Here is a 23939-nt window from a genome sequence, read left to right on the forward strand (position 1 = left end):
ACGAACCGGCGTGGCCTACGCCAGCGCCGACCGCACCGCCACACCCCGCAGCGCCAGCCGCTTCTTCATCGACAGCACCGCCTTGTCCTTGCTGAACAGCTGCGCCCCGTGCGCCACGGACAGGTCGATGAACACCTGGTCGTCCGGATCGCTGCACACGCAGGGCGCGCGCGCCGGCACCTCGGTCACCAGCTGCACGCGCGCATCGAAATCCGCGAGCACCACGGGAATCGTCAGCTCCCGCTGCGCCATGCGCCGGGCGATCAGCGGGTAGCCCAGCACGCGTTCCAGTTCGCTGCGCATCGCGGGCGTGGCCAGCCAGCGCAGCGCGCCGCGCGCGAGGTCGTCGACCAGCGGCGCCCAGGCCGGGTCTTCGAAGACCAGCAGGTCGAGGGCGATATTGGTGTCGATGACGACGAGGTCGGGGGCTGGCAAGGTCATGGGTCGCGTGAAATCTGTCTATCGCCGATGTTGCACCATGCGGCGCCCGGGCTTCTAGCGCCCTGACGGCATGGCCAGCACCTTCGGGTCGGCGACGAGCCGGGCGTAGGCGAAGTCGGTGAAGGCCTTGATCCGCGCCACCTCCTTCAGATCGGGATGCGTCAGCACCCAGACCTGCGTGTCCAGCGCCTCCCTCGGCGGCTCGATCTGCACCAGCTCCTCCTCAGCGTCGGCCAGCATGCACAGGAGCATGCCCAGGCCCAGGCCGCGCTTCACGAGCTGCGTCATGCCGACGAGGCTGTCGACGCGCGCTGCGATCCGCGCCGGCGGCACCTGATCGCGCAGCCACCTGGCCTGCAGCAGGTGCGACAAGCCTTCGTCGGGCGCGACCCAGTCGTGCTCCGCCAGCGGGGTCGTCGCTGGGTGCTTCGCGAGGTAGGCCTTCGACGCGTACACCGCCGTCTGCAGGCGCCCAGCGCGGCGCCCGACCAGGTGGTCCGGCGGGGCGTTGGTCGGGCGGATCGCCACGTCGGCCTCGCGCTTGGTCAGGCTCAGGAACAGGTTGTTCATCACCACCTGCAGCTCGATGCCCGGATGCAGCGCCCGGAAGTCCGCCAGGATCGGCCCGAGCAGCCCGGCCATGAAGGTGTCGGTGCTGGTGATGCGGATGACGCCGGTCAGCCGCAGGTCGAGCCCCATGAGGTGGCGCTGCGCGGCGTCGATCTGCTCGCCCACGCCCTGCAGGCGCTCGCGCAGCGCCTCGCCGGCCAGCGTCATCGCGTAGCCGGCGGGCAGCCGGTCGAACAGGCGCACCGCCATGCGCGCCTCGAGCGCGCCCAGGCGCCGCAGCACGGTGGAGTGGTTCACGCCCAGCTGGCGCGCGGCGCCGGAGAGCGAGCCGGCCTGGCCGACGGCCAGGAACACGCGAAAGTCGTCCCAGTCTGTGTCCTGCATTTATGCATACCCCGGATGCGATTTTTTCGAATAGCTTTGCAAACGTGCCGATCCTACAGTCGTCCGCAAGGGGCCGCGATTCGCCCGCCCCGCATCCACTCCACACGGAGGTCGACCCACCATGGACGCGTTTTTCATTCCCGCCTCGCTCGTCGCCGGAGGCCTGCTCGCGGTGCAGGCCGGCGCCAACGCCCAGCTCTCCAAGGCCACGGGCAGCCCCTTCACCGCCACGACCTTGCAGCTGTCGGTCGGCACGCTGGCCCTGCTGGCGGTGGCGCTCGCCACGGGCACGCTGACGGCGCTGGCCGGCCTGCCGGGCGTGCCGTGGTGGCACGTGATCGGCGGCACGGCCAGCGCCTTCTACGTGGTCTCGACCATCCTGCTGTTTCCGCGCCTGGGCGCGGTGGTGGCGGTCGGCCTGTTCATCGCGGGGCAGATGCTGGCCTCGTTCGCGCTCGACACCTTCGGCCTGCTCGGCGTGGCCCCGAAGGCGCTGACACCGGCCATGGCCGGCGGCACGCTGGCCGTGCTGCTCGGGGCCGGGGCCATCGTCGCCGGGCAGGCCGGCAGCCTGCGCCAGGCGCTGGCGGGCAAGGCCGGCTGGATCGTGCTGGCGCTGCTGGCCGGCGCGGTGCTGCCGGTGCAGGGCGTGGTCAACGGCCTGCTGCGGCAGGACCTGGGCGCACCCTTCGCGGTAGGCGCGGTGAGCTTCTTCGTGGCGACGCTGGCGATGGCCCTGGCGCTGCTGCTCGTCACGCTGTTCCGGCGTGCGCCTGCGGCCACGGCACCGCAAGGCACCGCGCTGCGCGGCATGCCGTGGTGGGGCTGGCTCGGCGGCTTTGCGGGGGCGGCCTATGTGACAACGGTGTTCACGGCGATCCCGGCCATCGGCGCCGCGGCCGCGGTCGGGCTGACGGTGGCGGGGCAGCAGGTGGCGTCGGTGTTCGTCGACCGCTACGGCTGGTTCCGGCTGCCGCAGCGCCCGGTGTCGGGCCTGCGCATGGCGGGCGTGGCCGTGCTGCTGCTCGGCGTGGCCATCATCAAGCTGCTGTGAAGGGAGCGAACGCCATGGCCTGGTTCCTTCTGCTTGCCGCCGGACTGGTGGAGATCGTGATGGCCCTCGCGCTGAAGGCCGCGGCGGGCTGGGAGCGCCCCGGCGCCGGCGCGCTGGGCCTGGGCGCCGCGCTGGCGAGCATCGTGCTGCTCACCGCCGCGATGAAGACGCTGCCGGTCGGGACGGCCTACGCGATCTGGACCGGCATCGGCGCCATCGGCGTCACGCTGATCGGCATCTTCTTTTTCCAGGAGAGCGCGGCGCCGCTGCGGCTGGTGTGCATCGCGCTGATCTTCCTGGGCATTGCAGGCCTGAAGCTGCAGTCCTAGGCGTCTGGCGGCGCGGCCCGGTTCGAGCCCCGCACCATGTCGAAGCGGAACAGCCGGCATTCGATGGGGCCGTTCCACATCGGCACGCGGCGCGACTCCTTCAGGCGCATCTGCTTGGGCAGCTTCAGGTCGGGCGTGAGCACCCAGGCGGTCCAGCCCGCGTAGTTCTTCTTCCAGTGGGTGGCGAGCTGCGGAAAGAAGTCGCCGCCGTCGCCGCCTTCGCCATCGCCCGGGGTCTGGGCGGCTTCGCGGGCGCCGAAGCGCGCCACGCCGCCGACCTCGATGCGCTCGCCGTACGGCGGGTTGAGCATGATCACGCCGCCCTCAGCCGGCGGCATGCGCTGCAAGGCATCGCCGCCGCGGAACTCGATGGCGCCCGCCACGCCCGCGCGTTCGGCGTTGCGCTCGGCGAAGTCGACCATGCGGTGCGACACGTCGGAGCCGAAGACGGCGATGGCGCTCGCATGCTGCGCGTTGGCGGCTTCATTCTTGATGGCCGCCCAGACGTGCGCCTGGAACGGCAGCAGCTTCTCGAAGCCGAAGCGCCGCAGCGAGCCCGCCGCGATGCCGCTGGCGATCTGCGCGGCCTCGATGGCGATGGTGCCGCTGCCGCAGCAGGGGTCGTACAGCGGGGCCTTCGCGACCTCGCCGGTCTCGGGGTTCCACCAGCCGCTGGCGGCCAGCATGGCGGCGGCCAGGGTTTCCTTCAGCGGGGCGTCGCCCTTGTCCTGGCGCCAGCCGCGCTTGAACAGCGGCTCGCCCGAGGTGTCGATGTACAGCGTGCAGCTGTCGGTGGTCAGGTGCGCAAAGATGCGGCAGTCGGGCCACTGGGTCTCGATGCTGGGGCGCACGCCGTTCGCCTTGGCGCGGAAGCGGTCGGCCACGGCGTCCTTGATGCGCAGGGTGGCGAAGTTCAGGCTCTGCAGCGGGCTGTGCTGGGCCGTGGTCTCGATCTTGAAGGTCTGCTTGGGCGTGAACCAGATCTCCCAGGCCACGCCGTTGGCGATGGCGTACAGGTCGTTCTCGTTGCGGTACGGCCCATGGGCCAACTCGACCAGCACGCGCTGCGCGAGCCGGCTGTGCAGGTTGAGCTTGAGGCCGTCGCGCCAGTCGGCGCGCACGCGCACGCCGCCGCGCAGGGTGAGCAGATCCTGCCCGGCACGGCCGGTCAGGGCATGCACCTCCTGGGCAAGGAATTCCTCGACGCCGGCGGCGCAAGGCAGGAAAAATGAGAGATCGTTCACGGAAAGTCGGCCATCGGGAAGCCCGCTAAGGGCCCCCATTGTCGCCGGGGCTGGGGCCTTCTCTATATAGTCGATTTGCCCATGACGCCCACCCCCGCCTCCGCGGCCCCCCCGGCAGACGCCCGCGACGGCGACCACCGCTTCGCGATCCAGTGCGAAGTGCTGCGCTTGTCGATCCGCCCGCTCGGGCCGGTGCTGCTGGTGCAGTACCTGCTCAACTGCGGCGTGGCGGCGCTCTTCGCCTGGCAGTTCTCGCCGGTGCGCGCGCTGGTGTGGCTGGCGCTTGTTACCGGCGTCACGGTGATGCGCGGCTTCTTTGCGCAGCGCCTGCCCGAGCCCTTCACCCCCGCCACCCTGCGCGCCGCGCAGCGCCAGCACACGCTGCGCACGGCCATCTGGGAGCTGGCGCACGGCCTGGCGGGCGTGCTGCTGTTCAACCCCGAGCGGCCCGACCTGCAGCTGCTGCTGGGCCTCATCCTCATGGGCATGACGCTGTCGTCGGCGTTCTCGGTGTCGTTCTACACGCCGGCCACGCAGCTGGCCATCACGCTGCTGCTGGCGCCGGTGATCGTCACGGGCCTGTGGCTCGGGGCGCCGGTGATGATGGCGGTCGCGGTGATCGGCATCGGCCTGACCGCGATGATGTGGAAGCTGGTGGCCGACCATTCGCGCCAGCTCGAGGAGAACATCGGCCTGCGCCTGAACGAGCGCACGCTGCGCGAACAGGCGCTGGCCGGCCTGCGCGCCTCCGAGCAGGCCCAGGCCGAGCGCCTGCGCTTCTTCTCGGCGGCCAACCACGACCTGCGCCAGCCGGTGATGGCCATCGGGCTGCAGGCCGAGGTGCTGCGCCAGCAGCTGCAGCACGGCACCGACAGCGCGGCGGTGCAGCACACGGTGGCCTCGCTCTCGCGCGCGCAGCAGGCGCTCGAGGGTCTGACCAACCAGCTGCTCGAAATCGGCCGCATCGAGGCCGCGGTCGATCCGCTGCGCCCGGCGGCGGTGGCGCTGGCGCCGCTGCTGAACGAGCTGGCGCGCCAGGCCGGCGAAGGCCGCGTCGCGGTGCGCTGCCCGGCCGAAGCGGTGGCCTGGACCGACGCGGTGGCGCTGCGCCGCGTGCTCTCCAACCTGCTGGACAACGCCCTCAAGTTCACGCCGCGCGGGCGCGTGCTGCTGGCCGTGCGGGCGCGCCGCCGGCCCGGCACCGACACCGGGCGCGCGTGGCGCGTCGAGGTGCGCGACAGCGGCATCGGCATCGCCGCCGAGTCGCAGACCCGCGTGTTCGACGACTTCGAGCAGGTCGGCAACGTGGAGCGCAACCTGCAGCACGGCCACGGCCTGGGGCTGGCGATCGTGCGGCGGCTGGCGGGGCAGCTGGGCATCGAGGTCGCGCTGCGCTCGGCGCCGGGCAAGGGCTCGGTCTTCAGCTTCGAGCTGCCGGCGGCCCGCCCCGGTGCGGCGGCCGTGCCGGCGCCCGCGCCCTCCGTGGCGCTGGACGAGCCCGATGCCGACGCCGTGCTGCGCCCGGGGCTCGCCGTGCTGGTGGTCGAAGACAACATCGTGGTGGCAGACAGCCTCTCGGCGCTGCTGCGGCACTGGCACGTGGCGCCGCGCATCTACGCCAGCGCCGCCGAGGCGCTCGCGCTGGCCGACCTGGACGCGCTCGACGCGGCGCTGTGCGACATCCGCCTGCCCGGTGCGTTCAACGGCATCGCGCTGGCCGAGCGACTGGCGCAGCGCAAGCCCGCGCTGACGATCGCGCTGATCTCGGCCGACATCACCGAAGCCACGCAGCAGCTGGCCGCCGCGCGCGGCTGGCACGCGCTGCGCAAGCCGGTGCAGCCGGACGCGCTGCGGCGCGTGCTGCTGCGGGCCCAGCAGCAGCAACAACAACCGCCGTCGCCGTCGTAGCGCTCCGCGCGGGCCGGCCCCGCTGCGGTGTCATCGCTTCCGAGCTATGCTCCGCGCACAGGCCGCCGCCGCCCCTGCCCCGATGCCCGTCGAACCCCTTCCCGCTCCTGCCGTTGGCGCCGCCGCCCTGCGCGAGCCCCGCTACGGGCGGGTCGCAATGGCCCTGCACTGGCTGCTCGCGGCGATGATCGTTGGCTCGCTCGGCGTCGGGCTCTACATGACGGGCCTGCCCTTCTCGCCGCAGCGCCTGAAGCTCTACAGCTGGCACAAGTGGGCCGGCATCACCATCCTCCTGCTGTCGGCGCTGCGGCTGCTGTGGCGCCTCACGCACCGCCCGCCGCCGCTGTCGGCGCGGGTGCTGGCGGCCATGCCGGCCTGGCAGCGGGCCGCGCACCGCATCAGCCATGCGCTGATGTACCTGCTGTTCTTCGCGGTCCCGCTGTTCGGCTGGGCCTACAGCTCGGGCATGGGCGTGCCGGTCGTGTGGTTCGGCCTGCTGCCGTTGCCCGACCTGGTCGCGGTCGACAAGGACTTCGCCGAGGCCGTGCTCAAGCCGCTGCACCAGCGCAGCGCCTTCCTGCTGGCCGGTGTCACGCTGCTGCACGTGGCGGCGGCGCTCAAGCACCACTGGATCGACCACGACGGTCTGTTGCAACGCATGTGGCCCGCGCCACGCAAGGAATCCGCCGGATGACGACCCGTCTTTTGTGGGGCACCGCCGCCCTCCTCGGCCTCGCGCTGCACGCCGCGGCCGAGCCCATGCCGGCCACCACCGCCAAACTGGTGCCCGAGAAGAGCCAGATCGCCTTCGTCAGCAAGCAGATGGGCGTGCCAGTGGAAGGCAGCTTCAAGCGCTTCGACGCGCAGGTCGCCTTCGATCCGAAGAAGCCCGAGGGCGGCTCGGTCGTGCTGCAGATCGACACCGCCAGCGCCGGCTTCGGCGTGCCCATGAGCGATGCCGAGCTGCCCAAGCCGACCTGGTTCGACACCGCGCATTTCCCGCAGGCCAGCTTCCGCTCGAGCGCCATCAAGGCGCTGGGCGAGGGCCGCTTCGAGATGGCCGGCAAGCTCACCATCAAGGGCGTCAGCAAGTACGTGACAGTGCCCGTGAGCATCGTGTCGTCGGGCGGCGCGTATTCGGTCGCCACGGGCACCCTCACGATCCAGCGGCTCGACTACAAGGTGGGCGACGGCGAATGGACCGACACCTCGGTGGTCGGCAACGAGGTGCAGGTGCGCTTCAAGCTGACGCTCGCGGGCCTCGGGCCGCTGTGACGACGATTTCATTTCCCATGCATCCTTCTTCCCTTGCCATGAACAAGCTCTTCTTCGCCGCGGTCCTGTGTGCGGGCGCGGCCCTGCCCCTGGCCGCCACGGCCCAGGAATACACCGCGCCGCCGCTGGCCGCCAAGCCCGCGGGCGGGCCGGTCAAAAATGCGAGCTACGTGATCGACCCGACCCACACCTTCGTCATGTACGAGATGGGCCACTACGGCACCACCACCAACCGCGGCCGCTTCAGCACCAAGGACGGCTCGGTGCAGATCGACGGCACCGGCGCCAGCGGCAAGGTCGACATCACGATGGACATCAGCTCCATCAACACCGGCGTCGACCTGCTCAACCGCCACGTGCAGAGCAAAGACTTCTTCAACGTGGCCGAATTCCCCACCGGCCGCTTCGTGGCCGAGCGCATCGACTTCAGCGGCGACAAGGTGACCGACGTGCCCGGCACGCTCACGCTCATGGGCCAGACCAAGCCGGTGACGCTGAAGGCCGTGCGCTTCAACTGCTACCTGAACCCGCTCATCAACCGCCAGGTCTGCGGCGGCGACTTCGAGGCCACCGTGCAGCGCAGCGACTGGGGCATCACCTGGGGCCTGAACTTCGGCTTCGAGAACAAGGTGAAGCTGCTGGTGCAGGTCGAAGCCGTGAACGTGCAATGAACCCATCCCCCACCGGAGCCCACTCATGACCGACGCCCACCTCCTGTCCCTGCTCGGCATCGCCGGCGCCATGGCCGTGGGCGCGATGAGCCCCGGCCCGAGCTTCGTGATGGTGGCGCGCACGGCCGTGGCCTCGCGCAGCGACGGGCTCGCGGCGGCGCTGGGCATGGGCGCCGGCGGGCTGGCGTTCTCCATCGCGGCGCTGGCCGGGCTGCAGGCAGCGTTCCTCGCGGTGCCGGCGCTGTACCTCGCGATCAAGGCCTTCGGCGGCGCCTATCTGATCTACCTGGGCTTTCGCATCTGGCGCGGCGCGCGGCAGCCGCTCGCGATCACGCCCGACACGGACGCCTCGCCCCGAAGCCAGGGCCGCAGCGGACGCACCTTCCTGCTCGGCCTGGCCACGCAGATCAGCAACCCGAAGACGGCGGTGGTGTACGCGAGCATCTTCGCGGCCTTCCTGCCGCGCGAGGTGCCGCTGGTGCTGGCGCTCGCGGTGCCGGCCGTGATCTTCTGCATCGAGACGGGCTGGTACGCGATCGTCGCGCTGGCACTGTCCTCGGCCGCGCCGCGCGCGGCCTACCTGCGCTACAAGACCTGGATCGACCGCGCGGCCGGCGGCGTGATGGGCCTGCTGGGCCTGCGGCTCGTGTGGTCGGCCGTTCGCGGCACCTGAGGCGCTAGAGCAGGCTCTCGGGCGTGAGCGGCGACAGCAGCTCGAGCATGGTGCGGTCCCAGAAGCCCGAGTCGGGCTCTTCGTGCAGCACGGTGGTCTTGCCGCCTTCCTCGCTGACCCATTCGATGCGCCGCGAGCCGACTGCCGCTGCATCGCCGCCCTCGGCAAAGCGCAGCCGGTAGGCGCCCTGCTGCTTGAGCACGTCGAGCAGCTTCAAGGTCTGCTGCGCCATCTCGGGGCTGCGGATGAACAGGCCGATCTCGGTGTTGTGAATCTCGGAGCGCGGATCGAAATTCATCGAGCCGACGAACAGGATGCGCTGGTCGATCACCGCCGACTTGGCGTGCAGCCGCCCCACCGACGTGCCAAAGAGGCCGAGGCGCACGCTGCGCCGCGTGCGCGCGGAACTCAGCTCGTGCAGCTCGGCGCCCAGCGCCAGCATGTCGGCGCGGTAGCGGCGGTAGGCGGTGTGCACCAGCGGCTCGTCGGTGGCGGCGAGCGAGTTGGTGACCACGCTGATCTTCACGTTGCGTCCGCGGATCTCGCGCATCACCTCCAGCCCCGACGCGCCCGGAATCAGGTAGGGCGACACCAGCGTCACCTCGCTGCGCGCGCGGCGCATCTGCTCGACCACGTTGTAGCGCACGCTGTCCACGTCGAGCAGCGGCACGCCGCCGTACGACGCGGTCTTGCCGATCACGCGGTCGGGCGAATCGGCATACGCCTCGGCGGTGGTCCAGATCAGGCCCAGCTTGCCGGCGTCGAGGTCGTCGGCCACCGGGCTGTAGCCGAGCAGGTCGTTGGGCGCGGGCCTGGGCGGCGGCGGCGTGGTGTCGGGGCCGGTGGCGGCGTCGAAGCGGCGCTGCAGCTCCTCGCGCGGCAGGTCGGTGTGCACGACCGCGCCGATCGGGCGCACGTGCGGGCTGTTCCAGTACTGGTCGAACAGCACGCCCAGGCGCGGGATCAGCGCACCCGTGACGAAGGTGTCGAGGTCGATGAAGTTGGGGCCGGTGGTGCGGCGGAAGTACTGGTTGCCGATGTTGCGCCCGCCCGCCACGGCCATCGCGCCGTCGGCGATGAAGAGCTTGTTGTGCATGCGGCGGTTGACGCGGCTGAAGTCGAACAGCGATGCGGTGAAGCGCTTGAGCAGGCTGCCGCGCCCGGCCGGGAACGGGTTGAACAGGCGCAGCTCCACGTTCGGCGTGGCGGCCAGGCCGAGCAGCAGCTCGTCTTCGCCGGACGTGTACAGGTCGTCCATCAACAGGCGCACGCGCACGCCGCGCTGGGCCGCATCGCGCAGGGTGCGCAACAGGTAGCGGCCGGTCTCGTCGTTCTCGATCTGGTAGTACTGCACGTCGAGCGTGCGCTGCGCGCGGCGCGCCAGCTGCAGCCGCGTGTCGAAGGCGAAGTCGCCGCCGGGCATGAGGCGAAAGCCGCTGAGGTCGGGGTCGGGCTGCGAGGCCAGCGCGATCTTGCCGAGCGCGGTGTCGGCCGAGACGGCGATGGCCTTGGTGGGCGGGCGCGGTGCGTCGTCGGGCAAGGTGGCACAGCCGGCGAACAGCGATGCAGCCACGAGGGCGAAGACCCAATGCCCCCAGCGCGACAGCAGGCGACGGGTCATTGTGGGCTTTCTACAGGGCTTTGCGCAGGTTGGCCGGTGCGATGCGCAAGGCTTCGCGGTACTTGGCGACGGTGCGGCGCGCGCACTCGATGCCCTGCTCTTTCAGCATCTCGGAAATCTGGCTGTCGGACAGCGGCTTCTTGATGCTCTCGGAACTCACGAACTGCTTGATCAGCGCGCGCACCGCGGTGCTCGACGCATTGCCACCGGTCTCGGTGCCCAGCGCCGAACCGAAGAAGTACTTGAGCTCGACCGTGCCGAAGGGCGTGGCCATGTACTTGGCGGTGGTCACGCGCGAGATGGTCGACTCGTGCAGGCCCAGCTCGTCGGCGATCTCGCGCAGCACCAGCGGGCGCATGGCCAGCTCGCCGTGCACGAAGTAGCTCTTCTGGCGCTCGACGATGGCGTTGCTCACGCGCAGGATGGTGTCGAAGCGCTGCTGGATGTTCTTGATGAACCAGCGCGCCTCCTGCAGCCGCTGAGACAGCGCCTGGCTGCCTTCGCCCTTGTGTGACTTGAGCGCGCCGGCGTAGATGTCGTGCACGCGCAGGCGCGGCATGACCTCGGGGTTGAGCATGACGCGGAACTTCACGTTCGTGCCGCGCCCGGTCTTGGTGACGATCACGTCGGGGATGACGATGTTGCGTTCGACGTCGACGAAACGGCGCCCCGGCTTGGGTTCGAGCCGCGCAATGACCTGCAGCGCCGAGCGCACCAGGTCTTCGTTGGTGCGCGTGAGCGTGGCCAGGCGCTTGAAGTCGCGCCGCGCGAGCAGCTCCATGGGCTGCTTGCAGATCGCGATGGCGGTCTTGCGGATGAGCGCTTCGGCCTCGGTCTCGTCTTCGCTGGCGAGCGCCTTCAGCTGGATGCTCAGGCATTCGCCGAGATCGCGCGCGCCGACGCCCACCGGCTCCAGGCTCTGCAGCAGGCCCAGCGCCACCTGGAAGTGGTGCACGAGGTCGTCGAACTGGTCGTTGTCGTCGCCCGCCAGGCCCGAGGCCAATGCGGGCAGCGAGTCTTCGAGGTAGCCGTCGTCGTTGAGCGACTCGATCAGGAAGCGCAGCGCGGCGCAGTCGTTTTCATTGAGCCGCAGGCTCAACGCCTGGCGGTGCAGGAAGGACTGCAGCGACTCCTGGCTGCGCGCGAGTTCGGTGGCATCGGCACGCTCGTCGTCGCCCAGGTTGTTCTGGCGCGCGGGCGCATCGCTGCCCCACTCGCTGTCGTCGGGCGCCATGTCGACGGTGCCGTCGCCTTCCCAGTCGGGCTCGCGCTCGGCGATCTCGGCGGCGGGGCCATCGGTGTCGGGGGTCGAGGTGCTGGTGTCACTGGACGTGGAGGAAGTGCTGGCGGCGGACGGCGTGAACTCGGCCTCACCCTCGCCCGCGTCGTCGCGCGGCACCGGCGCGTCGGCCGTGTCCAGCCCGAATTCCTCGCGCGCCGCTTCTTCCGCGGTGCGCTCGAGGAACGGGTTCTCGTCCAGCATCTGCTCCACCTCCTGGCTCAGTTCGAGCGTGGAGAGTTGGAGCAGGCGAATGGACTGCTGCAGCTGTGGCGTCAGCGCCAGATGCTGCGAGACGCGAAGGGACAGCCCTTGCTTCATGGAGACCCGACCCTCCCTTACATGCGGAAGTGCTCGCCCAGGTACACCCTGCGTACCTCGGCGTTGTCGACGATCTCCGAGGGTGTGCCTTGTGCCAGCACGTGCCCGTCGCTGATGATGAACGCGTGATCGCAGATGCCCAGCGTTTCACGCACGTTGTGGTCGGTGATGAGCACGCCGATGCCGCGCTCTTTCAGGAAACTGATGATCCGCTGGATCTCGATCACGGCGATCGGGTCGATGCCGGCGAAGGGCTCGTCCAGCAGGATGAAGCGCGGCTGGGTGGCCAGCGCGCGTGCAATTTCAACGCGGCGGCGCTCGCCGCCCGACAGCGCGAGCGCGGGCGAATCGCGCAGGTGGTCCACGCGCAGGTCGGCCAGCAGGTCGGCCAAGCGCTCTTCGGTGTGCTGCTTGGTCAGCGGCATCATGCGGCCGTTGGCGTCGGGCTCGCGCTGCAGCTCGAGCACGGCACGCACGTTTTCCTCGACCGTGAGCTTGCGGAAGATCGAGGCCTCCTGCGGCAGGTAGCTCAGGCCCATGCGCGCGCGGCGGTGGATGGGCATGTGGGCGATGGGCTCGCCGTCGATGGTGATCTCGCCGGCGTCGGCGCGCACCAGCCCGACGATCATGTAGAACGAGGTGGTCTTGCCCGCGCCGTTGGGGCCGAGCAGTCCGACGACCTCGCCCTTTTGCACGTCGAGCGAGACGTCTTTCACGACCGTGCGGCTGCCGTAGCTCTTCTTGAGGCCGCGCGCCACGAGGCGGCTGCCCGGAATGCCGTCGGCGGTCTGGGTTCCTGCGGTTTCGATCACTTGCGCCCTTCCCCTTCGGTGCCGCCCAGCGTGGTGCTCGGGCGCAGCCCGGCGCCGGGCGCGGGGGTGGGTGCCGGGGCCGCGGGCTTCTTGCCGCCGGCTGCCGGTGCGGAACCGCCCGCTGCCGGGGCCGCGGCGGCCTTCGGCGTGAGGATGGCCTTCACGCGGCCGCCGCCGCCCGCCGAGACGCCGGCGTTCGGCGGCACGAGGGAGCCGTTGACGGTGTAGGTGTCGTTGCTCTGGTCGTAGACGATCAGCGCGCCGCTGCTCTCGTCGTTGGCCGTGGCGCCGATCAGCCGGCGCATGACGGCACGGCGGATGAACTTGACGTTGTCGGCGCGGCTGTCGTACTCGATGACTTCCGACTCGCCCTCGATCCACTCGTCGCCGGCGTTGCGCTTCTGCTTGTAATAGGCCAGCTTGCCGGGCGCCGCCGTGACCACGCCGTACTGGTAGCCCTCGGCGTCCTGGCGCACGTCCAGCCGCGCGCCGCGGATGATGATCGTGCCCTTCGTGACCAGCACGTTGCCGGTGAACACGCTGGTCTGTTTCAGGTCGTCGTAGCGCATCGAGTCGGACTCGATGTTCATCGGCTTGGTGCGGTCGGCGGTTTCGGCCAGGGCGCCCGAGGCGGCACCGGCCAGCAACAGCGCACCGAAAGCCAGGCGGCCGAGGCGACGAAGGGTGGGGAATGTGGGGATGGAGGGCAATGTCATAAAGGCACGAAACTTGCTCTGAAACATTGTATGCGTGGGATGGCAATTGCCCACCGCCGCCAATGAAAAAGCCCGCCGAAGCGGGCCTTGCATTCGACCGAAGAACCAGGTCGTCGGGTCGGTCAGCCCTTCTTGGCTTCGCCGATGAGGAAGGTCGCGACCTGCAGCACCTTGGACATGCTGCCGGCGGTTTCGCCGTCCACATACCAGCGGCCCGCCACGGCCAGGGCCGGCACGCCGGCGACCTTGTAGGCCTCGGTCTGCTGCGCTGCGCGGCGGGCCTTGCTGGCCACGCCGAAGGACGCAAAGGTTTCCTTGAACTTGGCGCCGTCGAGGCCGGCACGCTCGGCCCAGGCCTGGATGTTGGCGTCGCCGTTCAGGTTCTGGCGCTGCGCGTGGATGGCGGCGAACACCTTCGGGTGGTACTCGTCGAGCTTGCCCATCGCTTCGAGCGTGAAGTACAGGCGCTGCTTGGCTTCGACGTCGTTGCCCACGAAGGGCACGGGGATGCGGCGGAACGCCACTTCCTTCGGGGCTGCCTTGACCCAGGCTTCGAGCGAGGGCTCGAAGTCGTTGCAATGCGGGCAGTTGTACGAGAAGAACTCGACCACCTCGACCTTGCCGGCCGGTGCATCGACGGGCACGCGCTTGTCGAGCACGAGGAAATCGGTGCCGGCCTTGGGGGCGCGCTGGGCGTGTGCCGGAACGGCAGCCAGCGAAAGCAGCCCGATCGAAGTGGCGGCCAGCGAAAAGTCACGACGTTTCATGGAAAAGGTTCTCCTGTGGGTACCGCAGTACAGAGCCGGCGCGCCGCCGGGAGTTCCCCATGGACGGCGCGACCGAGGCGCTGGAATTGACAAACGAGTGCGGCGAATGCCGCGCGGGCGAGAGCTTAAAGGCTGTTCAAGAAAGGCGCTGACGGGTCAGCGCTGCACGCGCACCAGCGCCGATTCGAGACCGCCGCCGTCGAGCCGTTCCTTGAGCCGGTCGGCGTCGTCCTTCTTGTTGAACGGGCCGGCGCGCACGCGGTAAACCGTGCGACCGGCCTGCTCGCGCTCGGTGACCTTGGCCTCGACGCCCATGAGCGACAGCTTGGCGCGCTGCGCCTCGGCGTCGTCGGTGGTGCGGAAGGCGCCGGCCTGCACGAAGTACATGAAGGGGTCGGCACCCGACGGCGACGGCGCGGCGGCCGTGTGGCTCGGCGCGGCGGACGCGGTGGTCGTGCTGCCGCCTGCGCGGGCCCGGGCGAGGTCGCCCAGCGGATCGTTCGACGGCGGCAGGGCGTTGGCTTCGGCCGGCACCGGCGCGGGGCGCGCCGGCTTGGGCGCCACCACCACGGGGGCCGGGGCGGTGACCGGCGGGGTGACGGTGGTGGGCGCCGTGCCCGGTGCCGCGGTGACGGGGGCGCCGGTGATCGGGTTCACCGGACCGGTGGCCGTGGCGGCCGGTGGCGTGGCCGCCGGCTTGGGCGCGCCGGCCTTGCCGGCCAGCGGCGCGTTCGGGTCCCAGTCGCGGTTCTTGCGGGCTTCGGCTTCGTCCTGTTCGGCACCGCCGCGTTGCGTCTTGTTGACGAACGGGATCGGCACCTTGGTGACGTAGACCGCGATGCCCAGGGCGACGCCCAGACCGAGCACCAGGCCGATGATCAGCCCGATGACGATGTTGCCGCGTTGTCTGCTTGTCTTCTTCATGTTCAGAGGGTGATTCACATCTTGCTCGGCGCACTGACGCCGAGGATCGCGAGGCCATTGTGCAGCACCTGCGCGGCCGCTGCGACGAGTGCGAGACGCGCCAGCTTGACCGGCTCGTCGTCCACCAGGATGCGCTCGGCATCGTAGTAGCTGTGGTAGCTGGCCGCGAGTTCGCGCAGGTAGAAAGTCACGTCGTGCGGGGCGAAATCCTTCGCCGCCGCCGTCAGCATGGCCGGGTACTTGGCCAGCAGCAGCATCAGCGCCTGGGCCGCCGGACTGTCCAGCGGCGACAGGTCGACCGCCTTGAGCGCGGCCGCGTCGCCGCCCCAGGCCGCGAGCACCGAGCAGATGCGCGCGTGGGCGTACTGCACGTAGTACACGGGGTTGTCGTTGTTCTTGGTGACCGCCAGGTCGACGTCGAAGGTGTATTCGGTGTCGGGCTTGCGGCTGAGCAGGAAGAAGCGCACGGCATCGGTGCTGGTCCACTCGATCAGGTCGCGCAGCGTGACGTAGCTGCCGGCGCGCTTGCTGATCTTGACCTCTTCGCCGCCCTTCATGACGCGCACCATGGTGTGCAGCACGTAGTCGGGGTAGCCCTCGGGAATGCCTTCGCCGGCGGCCTGCAGGCCGGCGCGCACGCGCGCGATGGTGCCGTGGTGGTCGGTGCCCTGGATGTTCACGACCTTGTGAAAGCCCCGCTCCCACTTGGCGATGTGGTACGCCACGTCGGGCACGAAGTAGGTGTACGTGCCGTCCTGCTTCTTCATCACGCGGTCTTTGTCGTCGCCGTAGTCGGTCGACTTCAGCCACAGCGCGCCGTCCTGCTCGTAGGTCTTGCCGGCGGCCACGAGCTTGGCCACGGCCGCCTCGACGCGGCCGCTGGTGTAGAGGCTGGACTCGAGGTAGTAGTTGTCGAAGCGCACGCGGAAGGCCTGCAGATCGAGGTCCTGCTCGCGGCGCAGGTAGGCCACGGCGAACTCACGGATGCTGTCCAGGTCGTCGATGTCGCCGCTGGCGGTGTACTCGCGGTCGTCCGACTTGACGGTCTTCTTCGCCTTGAAGTCCTCGGCGATGTCGGCGATGTAGTCGCCGTTGTAGGCCGGGGCCTTTTCGCCGCTGGGCCACTCGGCGTCGCCGGGCTTGAAGCCCTTGGCGCGCAGCTGCGTGCTGTTGGCCAGCGTCTGGATCTGCACGCCGGCGTCGTTGTAATAGAACTCGCGCCACACGCTCTGGCCCTGCGAGGCCTGCAGGTTGCAGATGGCGTCGCCCAGCGCGGCCTGGCGGCCGTGGCCGACGTGCAGCGGACCGGTCGGGTTGGCCGACACGAACTCGACCAGCACCTTTTCGCCGGTGGCGGGCTGCTGGCCGAAGCTTTCACCGGCGGCCAGCACCTCGCGCACGATCTGCTGCTTGGCGGCAGCCTTCAGGCGGATGTTGAGGAAGCCGGGGCCGGCAATCTCGATCGCCTCGACCCATTGGCCGAAAGCGGGGGTGGCGAGCAGCGCAGCGCTCAGTTCCTCGGCCAGTTCACGGGGCTTGCGCCCCAACGGCTTGGCGAGTTGCATGGCGGCGGTGCTGGCGAAATCGCCGTGCGCCGCCACCTTGGGCGACTCGAACGCGGCTTTGGCGCCGGCGCCGGGAGAGAGGGTTTCGAGCGTGTTCGCGAGCGCCGCGAGCAGCTCCTGTTTGACCAATAGCATCTGTGAATTTTACCGGGGGCAAACCCGGACCCAGTTAACGATCGTCATCCGATGGGCGATGTCGCCCGTTAGGATGGTCGGCCCCGAGGCGGGGCGTCTGTCACAACCCAACCTTGCAAGGACATATCCACCATGAAGAAGCTCCTTTCCCTGGTCGCCTCCACCGTCGCGCTCGGCGCCTGCCTGTCGTTCAGCGCCTACGCGCAGGACAAGGCACCCGCCCCGGTCGTGGCCCCCGCCGCCGCCGCCGCACCTGCGGCAGCCCCTGCCGCCGCGGCCGCACCCGCCGGTGGCGCCAGCTGCGATGCCAAGGCCATCGACAAGAACGGCAAGCCCCTGGCCGGCGCCGCCAAGAACAGCTTCATGAAGAAGTGCAACAAGGCCGCCGCCGGACCCGCCTGCGCCGCCAAGGCCCTCGACAAGAACGGCAAGGCCCTGGCCGGTGCCGCCAAGAACAGCTTCATGAAGAAGTGCGAAGCCGACGCGGCCAAGGCCTGATCCGGCGCGGCGCCGTGTGGCGCTGACATTTGTTACTCCCGAAGGGCCCGCTCATGCGGGCCTTTTCTTTTGTCTTTTGTGTTGATTACTTGCCGAAGCCGCGCGCCAGGAACACCGCCACCAGCGGGATCAGTGCGATCAGGTGCGCCTGGATCATCACCAGCTTGCGCGTCTTCAGGATGTCGGCCTCCGCCGGCAACTTGCCCGTGGCGCGCAGCGTCTTGCGCCAGCGGAAGTAGGTCAGCGTCGGGAAGATCGACAGCACGCCCACGATGATGAACAGCGTGAGCTTCACGTGCAGCAGCGGGTTGGTCCAGTACCAGGCCGTGCCCTTCACGCCCCACCAGGTGCGCGCGATGCCGGTGGCCAGCACTGCGATGGCGGCGATGCCGTAGACCATGTCGACCTTGGCCAGCCGCTCGACCACGGCGGCATTGAGCCATTGCACGCGGCACAGCGCGGCTTCACTGGAGATGAACACGACCATCGTGAGGATGGCCAACAGATGCAGGTAGGCGAGGATGGCTTCGAGGGTCATCGGAAACTTTCTTCATCGGGGTTGCAAGCAAATGCAAAAAGCATTGTGCCGCCCGGTCACGATTTCAGGACCGCCCGCCCCAGAATTCCGGCTGCCCGTACTGCGCTTTGAGGAAATCAAGCCACAGTCGCACGCGCAGCGGCAGGTGCTTGGTGCCTGTGAACACCGCATAGATGCCGTTGGGCGGTGCGGCAAAGTCGTCGAGCAGGGGCACGAGCAGGCCGGCGTCGATCTCGGCCTCGACCTCCCACGTGCTGCGCCAGGCGATGCCATGGCCCGCCAGGCACCAGTCGTGCAGCACCTGGCCGTCGGAACAATCGAGCGGGCCGCTGGGGCGCAGGTGAATGAGTTCCTGCACGCCCTCCTCGCTGGTAATGCGAAAGGCCCAGCCGCGCGTCTGCGAGGCGTCGCTCGACAGCGTCAGGCAGGCAAAGCGCGACAGTTCGCCCGGGTGTTTGGGCGCGCCGTGGCGGCGCAGGAACTCGGGCGTGGCGACGCAGCGGCGGCGGTTGTCGGCCAGGCGCACGCTCACCAGCGACGAGTCGGGCAGGTCGCCCACGCGCACGGCGCAGTCGAAGCTCTCGCCCGTGACGTCGACCACGCGGTCGCTGAGGTTCAGCGAGATCGTCACTTCGGGATGCAGCGCATGAAAGCGCGGCACCAGCGGCGCGACGTGGCGGCGGCCGAAGCCGGCCGGCGCGGTCACGCGCAGGTGGCCGCTGGCCTTCACGCCGCCGGCGCTCACGCTGGCCTCGGCGTTCGCGAACTCGGTCAGGAGGCGCTGGCAGTCTTCGAGAAAGGCGCTGCCTTCGTGCGTGAGCGCGATGCGGCGCGTGGTGCGCACCAGCAGCTTGACGCCCAGGCGCTCTTCGAGCGCGTCGATGCGCCGGCCCATGATCGCGGGCGCCACGCCTTCCGCCTTGGCCGCCGCGGTGAGGCTGCCGCGGGTCGCGACCGAGACAAAGGATTCGAGCTGCTTGAGGCGGTCCATGGCGCGGGAACTATATCGCCCGCCACCGAAGATCAGTCGCCGGCCGTGACGCCCTGCGCCCGCAGCGCGGAGATGTCGCCGTCGCTGTAGCCCACTTCCTTCAGCAGCGCCGCGCTGTGCTCGCCGATGTGCGGCGGCTGCAGGCGGATGCCCGGGCGTTCGCCGCCGAGCGTGAACGGCGCAAGCGGCACCTTGGCCATGTGGCCGTCGTTCATGCGCACGGGCGCGAGGCCGCCGGTGGCGTTGAGGTGCGGGTCGTCGAACAGCTCCTGCGGCTTGGTGATGGGCGCGAAGGGCAGCTCGTTCTGCTCGAACACCGCACTGAGTTCGGCCGCGCTGTGGTTGGCGAGGTGCGAGCGCAGGATCGGCATCATCCACTCGCGTGCGCGCACGCGGTCGTTGTTGGTCTTCAGGCGCGGGTCGGCCAGCATCTCCTCGAGGCCGAAGGCCTTGCAGAAGATGGCCCACTGCTTGTCGCTCACGGCCGCAAGAAAGATCTGCTCGCCGTCCTTCACCGTGAACACGTCGTACACGGCCCAGGCCGAGATGCGGCTGGGCATCGGGTCGGCGGCCTTGCCGGTGGCGGCGAACTGCATCATGTGCTGCGCGACCAGGAACACGTTGTTCTCGAACAGCGCCGACTGCACCTCGCAGCCCTTGCCGGTGATGTCGCGCTGGCGCAGCGCGGCCATCGCGCCGATGGCGCCGAACATGCCGCCCATGATGTCGTTCACGCTGGTGCCCGCACGCAGCGGGTCGCCCGCGCGGCCGGTCATGTAGGCCAGGCCGCCCATCATCTGCACCACCTCATCGAGCGCTGTGCGGTGGTCGTACGGGCCGGGCAAAAAGCCCTTGTGGCTCACGTAGATGAGGCGCGGGTTGAGCTTGGCGAGCGTGTCGTAGTCGAGCCCCAGCTTCTTCATCGTGCCGGGCTTGAAGTTCTCGCTCACGATGTCGGCGGTGGCGATGAGGCGCAGCGCGGCCTCCACACCTTCGGGCTTCTTCAGGTCGAGCGCGATGCTCTTCTTGTTGCGGTTGAAGGTCGGGAAGAAGCCCGCGCCCGAGCCCAGCAGGCGGCGCGTGTTGTCGCCTTCGATGGGCTCGACCTTGATGACTTCGGCGCCCAGGTCGGCCAGCAGCAGGCCGCAGGTCGGGCCCATGACCATGTGGGTGAATTCGACGACGCGCACGCCCGCGTAGGGCAAGGGATTGGCTTCAGACATGAGAGAGGGTTTCCTGGACAAAGCCCTTGGGCAGGCCGGCTTCGGGCGTCATGCCGTAGACCGGCTCGCCGGGCAGGCCGGCCTTGAGCGGCGCGCGCGCCGCGATGAGTGTGTCGATGTCGATGCCGGTGCGCACACCCATGGCCTCGAACATGAAGACGAGGTCTTCGGTGACCGCATTGCCCGACGCGCCCGGCGCATACGGGCAGCCGCCAAGGCCGCCGAGCGAGGCGTCGAAGGTGCGCACGCCCTCGTCCCACGCGGCCAGGCAATTGGCGATGCCCAGGCCGCGCGTGTTGTGCATGTGAGCGGCGCCCGCGTGCACGCCGAGTTCGGCGCGCAGCCGTTTGAAGAGGCGGCGCACCTGCGCAGGGTTGGCATAACCCACGGTGTCCGACAGGCCGACCTCCTGCGCGCCGGCCTCGACGCACTGCACGGCCAGGCGGATCACGTCGTCTTCCGGCACCAGCCCCTGCAGCGTGCAGCCGAAGGCGGTGGAGATGCCCGCTTCGAGCTTCACCTGCGGCGCGAGGGCGCCGCGCAGTTCGGCGATGGCGCGCACCTCCTCGACCATCTCGGTCGGCGTCTTGCGCACGTTGGCCAGCGAATGCGCCACGCTGGCAGACACCGGCATCGTGAGCTTGTGCACGCCCGCCTCGAGCGCGGCCTGCGCGCCCTTGCGGTTGGGCACCAGCGCCATCACCACGAGGCCGGGCAACGTGACCGCGTGGCGCACCACCTCGGCGGCGTCGGCCATCTGCGGCAGCAGCTTCGCGGGCACGAACGAGGCGACCTCGATCTCGCGCAGGCCGGCGGCATGCAGCGCGTCGATCCAGCGCAGCTTGTCGGCCGTGGGCATGGTGGCCTTCACGGACTGCAGGCCGTCGCGCGGACCGACCTCGCTGATGAGAACGTCGGGGGAGGTCATTGGGTGCTTTCTTGACTGTTCTATCTTGCAGAACTATATTCTGTTAAACAGAATTAAATCGGCAAGCCCGCCGACTGTCAAGCCACGCCATGCCCCGCAAAGCCCAGACCGAATCGGTGTCCGACCTCAACGCCGCCCCCGGCGGCGCCGCCGCGGTCGACCGCGCGCTGAGCCTGCTGTCGGCCTTCCGGCCCGGCGACGAGGCGCTGTCGCTCGCGCAGTTCGCCGAGCGCACGCAGCTGTACAAGAGCACGGTGCTGCGCCTGCTGGCCTCGCTCGAACATGCGCGGCTGATCCGCCGGCAGGACGACGGGCGCTATGCGCTGGGGCTGGAGATCGCGCGGCTGCACGGGCTGTACGCCGCGTCGCAGTCGCTCGACCGCCTCGTGCTGCCGGTGCTGCGCACGCTCGCCGCCGCCACCGGCGAGAGCGCGGCGTACCACGTGCGGCAGGACCAGGGCGACAGCTGGGTGCGGCTGTGCCAGTTCCGCGTCGATTCCTCGCACGTCGTGCGCGACCATGTGCGCGCGGGCGATCTGCTGCCCAACGACCGGGGCGCGGGCGCGCGCGTGCTGATCGCCTTCGGGCCCGAGGCCGAACGGCCGCGCGGGGCGAAGGAGCGCAAGCTGTACGACGCGATCCGCGCGCAAGGCTATTGCGCGCTGGTGGGCGACCGCACGGCCGAACTGGCGGGCATCTCGGCGCCGGTGTTCCACGCGGATGGCGGCCTGGCCGCGGCGGTCACGCTGACGATGCCGACGCACCGCTATGACGCAGCCTACATCGAGCCCGTGCGCGCGGCGGCGAAGGCGCTCAGCGGGCAGGTGTGAGGATCAGGATTCAGCCTTGAAGCCCGAGTTCTTGATCGGCAGTTCCCACCGCTTCAGATGCGTCGCCTGGATGCTCGCCAGCTCCGCCGGCCCCGCATGTGCCGGCACGAGGCCCAGCGCGTAGATCTTTTCCTGCACGTCGGGCAGGCGCAGCGCGTCGGCCACGGCCTTGTCGATGCGCGCGACCAACTCGGGCGACATGCCCGGCGGGCCGTACAACCCGAAGAAAGCATCGGCCGTCACGTTGATGCCGGCCTCCTTCAGCGTCGGCACGTCGGGCAACGCGCGGCTGCGCTTTTCGCCCGTCACCGCGAGGATGCGGACCTTGCCCGCGCGGTGGTGCTCGATGGTTTCCGAGGCGGTGTCGACCATCAGCGGCACCTGTCCGCCGATGAGGTCCTGCGCGGCCGGCGCGCCGCCGCGGTAGGCGACGTGCGTCATCGGCACGCCCGAGGCCTGCGCCAGCAGCTGGCCCGCGAAGTGCGGCACCGTGCCGGCGCCCGAGGTCGCGTAGTTGGCCTTGCCCGGGTTGGCCTTCATCCAGGCCAGCACCGCCTTCAGGTCGCCCGCCGGCGCGCCCGGTCCGGCCGTCACCGCGAAGTCGAAGGTGCTGCCGAGCGAGATCGGCGTGAAGTCCTTCACCGTGTCGTAGCCGAGGTTCGAATACAGCCACGGGTGGATCACCATCGCGCCGCTGGGCGAGAAGATGAGCACGCTGCCGTCCGGCGGCGAGCGCTTGAGCTCGGCCAGCGCCAGCCGACCGGCCGCGCCGGGCTTGTTGTCGACGATGACGTTCTGTCCGAGCGACACGCGCATCTTGTCGGCCAGGATTCGCGCGACCACGTCGGCCGACCCGCCCGGCGGAAAGCCGATCAGGATGCGCACCGTGCGCTCCTGCGCGAACGCCATCGGCGCGAAGGCCGTGGCGGTGATGACGGCAGCGGCCTGCGCTGCGAACTGGCGGCGTTGCATGGGGCGGTCTCCTCGGGGTGGTTGTTCTTCGGTGTGCTCTGTGCGTGTAGCCGTCAGCGCAGCGCGGCCAGCAGCGCCTCGTTCTGCGCCGGCAGGCCGACGCTCACGCGCAGCCATTGCGGCAGGCCATACGGGCCGAGCAGCGAGACCTCGATGCCGGCGGCCAGCAGGCGCGCGTGCACGGCGGGCGCATCGCCGACCTGCACCATCACGAAGTTGCCCGACGACGGCACGTGCGGCAGGCCGAGTGCGGCGAAGCCCGCGGCGAGCTGCTCGCGCCCGGCGGTGTTGAGTTCGTAGGTGCGCGCCAGGAAGTCGGTGTCGCCCAGCGCCGCCACGGCCGCGGCCTGGGCCGGCGTCGTCACGTTGAAGCGCGGGCGGTGCGCGTTCAGGCGCGCCGTGAGCGCCGGCTGCGACACGCCGTAGCCGATGCGCATCCCCGCCAGGCCGAAGGCCTTGGAGAAGGTGCGCGCCACGATCAGGTTGGGCAGGCGGCGCACCCATTCGATGCTGTCGTAGCGCTGCGCGGGCGCCAGGTACTCGGTGTAGGCCTCGTCGAGCAGCACCGTCACGTGCGCGGGCACCGATTGCAGAAACTCGCGCAGCGGCGCAGCATCGATGAAGGTGCCGGTCGGGTTGTTCGGGTTGGCCACGAAGACCAGCTTCGTGTCGTCGCCGATGGCGGCGCGCATCGCGTCCAGGTCGTGGCCGAAGTCGCGCGAGGGCACGACGGTGGCGCGTGCGTGGGCGTGCGCCGTGGCCGCCGCATAGACGATGAAGCCGTACTGCGAATAGACGACGTTCTCGCCCGGCTTGAGGCTGACCTGCGCCGCGAGCTCGAGGATTTCGCTCGACCCGCTGCCCAGCGTGAGCCACTCGGGCGGCACGTCGAGCCGCGCGGCCAGCGCCTGCTTGAGCGCGGTGCCGTTGCTGTCGGGGTAGTTGCCCGCGCCTTCGAGGGCAGCGGCGGCGGCGCGGCGGGCCGACTCGGGCATGCCGAGCGGGTTTTCGTTGGAAGCCAGGAGGATCATTGCGGCGGGAACTGATTATTTAAGAAGTTAAATATATACAGCTGCCACCGGCCCGGCCTCAGGGCCTACCCTTTGAAGCGAGGCTGGGGCCTGGGTCGATTACCTTCATTTTTGTCACAGATAAATCTCACTTTCGGCTCTTACTCGCCCGCAAAGTATCGAATACAGTTCTCCCATGGCTTCACCTGGGGCAAGTGCGCCCCACTGCTGCGCCGCCCCCGATTTCCTGTTTTTTGCAT

General features: G+C 69.7%; 24 protein-coding genes and 1 pseudogene. 9 read left to right on the forward strand and 16 right to left on the reverse strand.

Going from position 1 to position 23939, the window contains the following annotated elements:
* Positions 1 to 15: 15 nt before the first annotated feature.
* Both VHAB30_RS23220 and VHAB30_RS23225 read right to left on the reverse strand, forming a co-directional pair.
* Positions 16 to 441 carry a PIN domain-containing protein gene (locus VHAB30_RS23220; RefSeq protein ID WP_062480304.1) on the reverse strand — a complete coding sequence of 142 codons (426 nt, stop codon included), beginning with the start codon at positions 439 to 441 and terminating at the stop codon, positions 16 to 18.
* Between the two features lie 54 nt (positions 442 to 495).
* Positions 496 to 1395 (reverse strand): LysR family transcriptional regulator, encoded by a 900-nt coding sequence (locus VHAB30_RS23225; protein WP_159278740.1) that lies wholly within the window; start codon positions 1393 to 1395, stop codon positions 496 to 498.
* A gap of 121 nt (positions 1396 to 1516) precedes the next feature.
* Here VHAB30_RS23225 and VHAB30_RS23230 point away from each other — a divergent pair, with 121 nt between their 5' ends.
* Entirely contained in the window at positions 1517 to 2449 is a 933-nt protein-coding gene (locus VHAB30_RS23230) for a DMT family transporter (RefSeq protein WP_159278741.1), read from the forward strand.
* Positions 2450 to 2463: 14 nt separating this feature from the next.
* Complete coding sequence (locus VHAB30_RS23235; RefSeq protein ID WP_062480310.1) at positions 2464 to 2778, forward strand: DMT family transporter; 315 nt, start codon at positions 2464 to 2466, stop codon at positions 2776 to 2778.
* Here VHAB30_RS23235 and VHAB30_RS23240 read toward each other — a convergent pair.
* Positions 2775 to 4022 carry a THUMP domain-containing class I SAM-dependent RNA methyltransferase gene (locus VHAB30_RS23240; RefSeq protein WP_095743360.1) on the reverse strand — a complete coding sequence of 416 codons (1248 nt, stop codon included), beginning with the start codon at positions 4020 to 4022 and terminating at the stop codon, positions 2775 to 2777. The two genes, VHAB30_RS23235 and VHAB30_RS23240, sit on opposite strands and share 4 nt — an antisense overlap.
* Before the next feature lie 81 nt (positions 4023 to 4103).
* On the opposite strand from VHAB30_RS23240, the gene VHAB30_RS23245 reads away from it, so the two are divergent.
* The 5 genes from VHAB30_RS23245 (at position 4104) to VHAB30_RS23265 (ending at position 8549) form a co-directional block, all read left to right on the forward strand.
* Entirely contained in the window at positions 4104 to 5930 is a 1827-nt protein-coding gene (locus VHAB30_RS23245; RefSeq protein ID WP_159278742.1) for an ATP-binding response regulator, read from the forward strand.
* An 82-nt stretch (positions 5931 to 6012) separates the two neighbouring features.
* Positions 6013 to 6624 (forward strand): cytochrome b, encoded by a 612-nt coding sequence (locus tag VHAB30_RS23250; protein WP_139702172.1) that lies wholly within the window; start codon positions 6013 to 6015, stop codon positions 6622 to 6624.
* Entirely contained in the window at positions 6621 to 7205 is a 585-nt protein-coding gene (locus VHAB30_RS23255; protein WP_062480316.1) for a YceI family protein, read from the forward strand. The genes VHAB30_RS23250 and VHAB30_RS23255 overlap by 4 nt, the downstream gene beginning before the upstream one ends.
* 38 nt (positions 7206 to 7243) lie before the next feature.
* The gene (locus VHAB30_RS23260; protein WP_062480318.1) at positions 7244 to 7876 is read left to right on the forward strand and encodes a YceI family protein; all 633 of its coding nucleotides are present in this window, start codon (positions 7244 to 7246) and stop codon (positions 7874 to 7876) included.
* Positions 7877 to 7901: 25 nt separating this feature from the next.
* Positions 7902 to 8549, forward strand: coding sequence for a LysE family translocator (locus VHAB30_RS23265; RefSeq protein WP_095743356.1), 648 nt, complete (start codon positions 7902 to 7904; stop codon positions 8547 to 8549).
* Positions 8550 to 8553: 4 nt separating this feature from the next.
* Here the strand turns inward: VHAB30_RS23265 and VHAB30_RS23270 are convergent, their stop codons facing one another.
* The 7 genes from VHAB30_RS23270 to argS form a co-directional block, all read right to left on the reverse strand.
* Positions 8554 to 10170, reverse strand: coding sequence for a phospholipase D family protein (locus tag VHAB30_RS23270; RefSeq protein WP_159278743.1), 1617 nt, complete (start codon positions 10168 to 10170; stop codon positions 8554 to 8556).
* 10 nt (positions 10171 to 10180) lie between these two features.
* On the reverse strand, positions 10181 to 11770 hold the full coding sequence (rpoN, locus tag VHAB30_RS23275) for an RNA polymerase factor sigma-54 (protein WP_159278744.1): 1590 nt from the start codon (positions 11768 to 11770) through the stop codon (positions 10181 to 10183).
* 17 nt (positions 11771 to 11787) lie between these two features.
* Positions 11788 to 12582: an LPS export ABC transporter ATP-binding protein gene (gene lptB / locus VHAB30_RS23280; protein WP_070063734.1), complete on the reverse strand. Its 795-nt coding sequence runs from the start codon at positions 12580 to 12582 to the stop codon at positions 11788 to 11790.
* Complete coding sequence (lptA, locus tag VHAB30_RS23285) at positions 12579 to 13298, reverse strand: lipopolysaccharide transport periplasmic protein LptA (RefSeq protein ID WP_159278745.1); 720 nt, start codon at positions 13296 to 13298, stop codon at positions 12579 to 12581. The genes lptB and lptA overlap by 4 nt, the downstream gene beginning before the upstream one ends.
* A 122-nt stretch (positions 13299 to 13420) precedes the next feature.
* The gene (locus tag VHAB30_RS23290; protein WP_095743352.1) at positions 13421 to 14065 is read right to left on the reverse strand and encodes a thiol:disulfide interchange protein DsbA/DsbL; all 645 of its coding nucleotides are present in this window, start codon (positions 14063 to 14065) and stop codon (positions 13421 to 13423) included.
* Positions 14066 to 14221: 156 nt separating this feature from the next.
* Positions 14222 to 14989: an SPOR domain-containing protein gene (locus VHAB30_RS23295; protein ID WP_159278746.1), complete on the reverse strand. Its 768-nt coding sequence runs from the start codon at positions 14987 to 14989 to the stop codon at positions 14222 to 14224.
* Between the two features lie 14 nt (positions 14990 to 15003).
* Complete coding sequence (gene argS / locus VHAB30_RS23300; RefSeq protein ID WP_159278747.1) at positions 15004 to 16689, reverse strand: arginine--tRNA ligase; 1686 nt, start codon at positions 16687 to 16689, stop codon at positions 15004 to 15006.
* Between the two features lie 132 nt (positions 16690 to 16821).
* Between argS and VHAB30_RS23305 the strand changes: the two genes are divergently transcribed.
* Positions 16822 to 17187: a hypothetical protein gene (locus VHAB30_RS23305; protein WP_139702177.1), complete on the forward strand. Its 366-nt coding sequence runs from the start codon at positions 16822 to 16824 to the stop codon at positions 17185 to 17187.
* A gap of 85 nt (positions 17188 to 17272) precedes the next feature.
* Here VHAB30_RS23305 and VHAB30_RS23310 read toward each other — a convergent pair whose 3' ends face one another.
* The 4 genes from VHAB30_RS23310 to VHAB30_RS23325 form a co-directional block, all read right to left on the reverse strand.
* Positions 17273 to 17725 (reverse strand): DUF2214 family protein, encoded by a 453-nt coding sequence (locus VHAB30_RS23310; RefSeq protein WP_056584391.1) that lies wholly within the window; start codon positions 17723 to 17725, stop codon positions 17273 to 17275.
* 64 nt (positions 17726 to 17789) lie between these two features.
* Positions 17790 to 18716: a LysR family transcriptional regulator gene (locus VHAB30_RS23315; protein ID WP_062479733.1), complete on the reverse strand. Its 927-nt coding sequence runs from the start codon at positions 18714 to 18716 to the stop codon at positions 17790 to 17792.
* A 32-nt stretch (positions 18717 to 18748) separates the two neighbouring features.
* Entirely contained in the window at positions 18749 to 19939 is a 1191-nt protein-coding gene (locus tag VHAB30_RS23320) for a CaiB/BaiF CoA transferase family protein (protein ID WP_159278748.1), read from the reverse strand.
* Positions 19932 to 20867 (reverse strand): hydroxymethylglutaryl-CoA lyase, encoded by a 936-nt coding sequence (locus VHAB30_RS23325; RefSeq protein ID WP_159278749.1) that lies wholly within the window; start codon positions 20865 to 20867, stop codon positions 19932 to 19934. Before VHAB30_RS23325 ends, VHAB30_RS23320 begins: the two co-directional genes overlap by 8 nt.
* A gap of 89 nt (positions 20868 to 20956) precedes the next feature.
* Here VHAB30_RS23325 and VHAB30_RS23330 point away from each other — a divergent pair, with 89 nt between their 5' ends.
* Complete coding sequence (locus VHAB30_RS23330) at positions 20957 to 21697, forward strand: IclR family transcriptional regulator (RefSeq protein WP_070063727.1); 741 nt, start codon at positions 20957 to 20959, stop codon at positions 21695 to 21697.
* A 3-nt stretch (positions 21698 to 21700) separates the two neighbouring features.
* On the opposite strand, the gene VHAB30_RS23335 is transcribed toward VHAB30_RS23330, so the two are convergent.
* Together VHAB30_RS23335 and hisC are read right to left on the reverse strand one after the other, a co-directional pair.
* Complete coding sequence (locus tag VHAB30_RS23335; RefSeq protein WP_159278750.1) at positions 21701 to 22669, reverse strand: Bug family tripartite tricarboxylate transporter substrate binding protein; 969 nt, start codon at positions 22667 to 22669, stop codon at positions 21701 to 21703.
* A 53-nt stretch (positions 22670 to 22722) separates the two neighbouring features.
* A pseudogene (hisC, locus tag VHAB30_RS23340) lies at positions 22723 to 23706 on the reverse strand (histidinol-phosphate transaminase); the annotation flags it as partial.
* Positions 23707 to 23939: the final 233 nt, after the last annotated feature.

This window comes from Variovorax boronicumulans, assembly GCF_009811375.1.
GTDB classification, from domain to species: Bacteria; Pseudomonadota; Gammaproteobacteria; order Burkholderiales; family Burkholderiaceae_C; genus Variovorax; species Variovorax boronicumulans.

Coding starts and splice junctions, on each gene's coding strand:
- VHAB30_RS23220 (WP_062480304.1), bottom strand. CDS start 441: ATGACCTTGCCAGCCCCCGACCTCGTCGTCATCGACACCAATATCGCC.
- VHAB30_RS23225 (WP_159278740.1), bottom strand. CDS start 1,395: ATGCAGGACACAGACTGGGACGACTTTCGCGTGTTCCTGGCCGTCGGC.
- VHAB30_RS23230 (WP_159278741.1), top strand. CDS start 1,517: ATGGACGCGTTTTTCATTCCCGCCTCGCTCGTCGCCGGAGGCCTGCTC.
- VHAB30_RS23235 (WP_062480310.1), top strand. CDS start 2,464: ATGGCCTGGTTCCTTCTGCTTGCCGCCGGACTGGTGGAGATCGTGATG.
- VHAB30_RS23245 (WP_159278742.1), top strand. CDS start 4,104: ATGACGCCCACCCCCGCCTCCGCGGCCCCCCCGGCAGACGCCCGCGAC.
- VHAB30_RS23250 (WP_139702172.1), top strand. CDS start 6,013: ATGCCCGTCGAACCCCTTCCCGCTCCTGCCGTTGGCGCCGCCGCCCTG.
- VHAB30_RS23255 (WP_062480316.1), top strand. CDS start 6,621: ATGACGACCCGTCTTTTGTGGGGCACCGCCGCCCTCCTCGGCCTCGCG.
- VHAB30_RS23260 (WP_062480318.1), top strand. CDS start 7,244: ATGAACAAGCTCTTCTTCGCCGCGGTCCTGTGTGCGGGCGCGGCCCTG.
- VHAB30_RS23265 (WP_095743356.1), top strand. CDS start 7,902: ATGACCGACGCCCACCTCCTGTCCCTGCTCGGCATCGCCGGCGCCATG.
- VHAB30_RS23270 (WP_159278743.1), bottom strand. CDS start 10,170: ATGACCCGTCGCCTGCTGTCGCGCTGGGGGCATTGGGTCTTCGCCCTC.
- rpoN (WP_159278744.1), bottom strand. CDS start 11,770: ATGAAGCAAGGGCTGTCCCTTCGCGTCTCGCAGCATCTGGCGCTGACG.
- lptA (WP_159278745.1), bottom strand. CDS start 13,298: ATGACATTGCCCTCCATCCCCACATTCCCCACCCTTCGTCGCCTCGGC.
- VHAB30_RS23290 (WP_095743352.1), bottom strand. CDS start 14,065: ATGAAACGTCGTGACTTTTCGCTGGCCGCCACTTCGATCGGGCTGCTT.
- VHAB30_RS23295 (WP_159278746.1), bottom strand. CDS start 14,989: ATGAAGAAGACAAGCAGACAACGCGGCAACATCGTCATCGGGCTGATC.
- argS (WP_159278747.1), bottom strand. CDS start 16,689: ATGCTATTGGTCAAACAGGAGCTGCTCGCGGCGCTCGCGAACACGCTC.
- VHAB30_RS23305 (WP_139702177.1), top strand. CDS start 16,822: ATGAAGAAGCTCCTTTCCCTGGTCGCCTCCACCGTCGCGCTCGGCGCC.
- VHAB30_RS23310 (WP_056584391.1), bottom strand. CDS start 17,725: ATGACCCTCGAAGCCATCCTCGCCTACCTGCATCTGTTGGCCATCCTC.
- VHAB30_RS23315 (WP_062479733.1), bottom strand. CDS start 18,716: ATGGACCGCCTCAAGCAGCTCGAATCCTTTGTCTCGGTCGCGACCCGC.
- VHAB30_RS23320 (WP_159278748.1), bottom strand. CDS start 19,939: ATGTCTGAAGCCAATCCCTTGCCCTACGCGGGCGTGCGCGTCGTCGAA.
- VHAB30_RS23325 (WP_159278749.1), bottom strand. CDS start 20,867: ATGACCTCCCCCGACGTTCTCATCAGCGAGGTCGGTCCGCGCGACGGC.
- VHAB30_RS23330 (WP_070063727.1), top strand. CDS start 20,957: ATGCCCCGCAAAGCCCAGACCGAATCGGTGTCCGACCTCAACGCCGCC.
- VHAB30_RS23335 (WP_159278750.1), bottom strand. CDS start 22,669: ATGCAACGCCGCCAGTTCGCAGCGCAGGCCGCTGCCGTCATCACCGCC.